The sequence below is a fragment of the Vibrio sp. 1249-1 genome (genome assembly GCF_033340495.1).
Map to the genome: position 1 here is coordinate 1 of NZ_JAWOWJ010000145.1, position 1,052 is coordinate 1,052.

Genomic DNA, 1,052 nt, shown 5'->3' on the forward strand with positions numbered 1-1,052 from the left:
CTCCATGATTCAAAACAAATTTATGAAGACCAACTAGCAGCGGTTCACTCAGATAGCCAACGCGTTGGTACGACGGGTGAAAAGCCAGATTTGGCGTTGCTTGTCGATGGTCTGCAGGCTGAGCGTGAACAAGGCATCACAATCGATGTTGCTTACCGTTACTTCTCGACGCAAAAGCGTAAGTTCATCATTGCTGATACCCCTGGACATGAGCAGTACACGCGCAACATGGCGACAGGCGCATCGACGTGTGATTTAGCGGTGATCTTGGTCGATGCCCGTAAAGGCATTTTGGATCAGACGCGTCGTCACTCTTTCATTTCAAACCTATTGGGCTTGAAACATTTTGTTGTCGCAATCAACAAGATGGATTTGGTGGATTACTCACAAGCGCGCTTCGAAGAAATTCGTGATGAGTACCTGAAGTTTTCTGAAAATCTAACTGGCGATATTGATATTCAAATTATCCCGATTTCAGCGCTGGAAGGCGACAACGTAGTGGATAAAGGACAGAACCTGAACTGGTTTGAAGGTCCATCGTTGCTTGAGTTGCTAGAAACGGTGGATGTGGACTACGAAAAAGGTGCGGGTGAATTCCGTTTCCCTGTTCAGTACGTGAATCGTCCTAACCTTGATTTCCGTGGCTTTGCGGGCACGGTGTCGTCTGGCTCTGTGAAAGTCGGTGATGCCATCAAAGCATTACCGTCAGGTAAAACGTCGACTGTCGCTCGCATTGTGACCTTCGATGGCGACATTGAAGAAGCACAAGCTGGTCTAGCCGTTACGCTGACTCTGAATGATGAAATTGACATCAGCCGTGGTGATTTGATCGTGCTTGAGAACGCGCAAGTGCAAACCACCAACCATTTGCTTGCCGATGTGGTGTGGATGACTGAGCAGCCGTTGCAACCTGGTCGTGATTACGACATCAAGATTGCAGGTAAGAAGACCGTTGGTCACGTAGAGTCGATTCGTCACCAGTACGACATCAATAACTTGTCGACACATGGTGCTGCGGAACTGCCTCTGAATGGCATTGGTTTGTGTGAGTG

The 1,052-nt window shown here is 48.3% G+C and carries 1 protein-coding gene; it reads left to right on the forward strand.

Annotated elements, in window-relative coordinates:
- A partial coding sequence (gene cysN, locus R7Z50_RS24850) for a sulfate adenylyltransferase subunit CysN (protein WP_318149396.1) occupies nucleotides 1–1,052 on the forward strand: 1,052 nt, incomplete at both ends.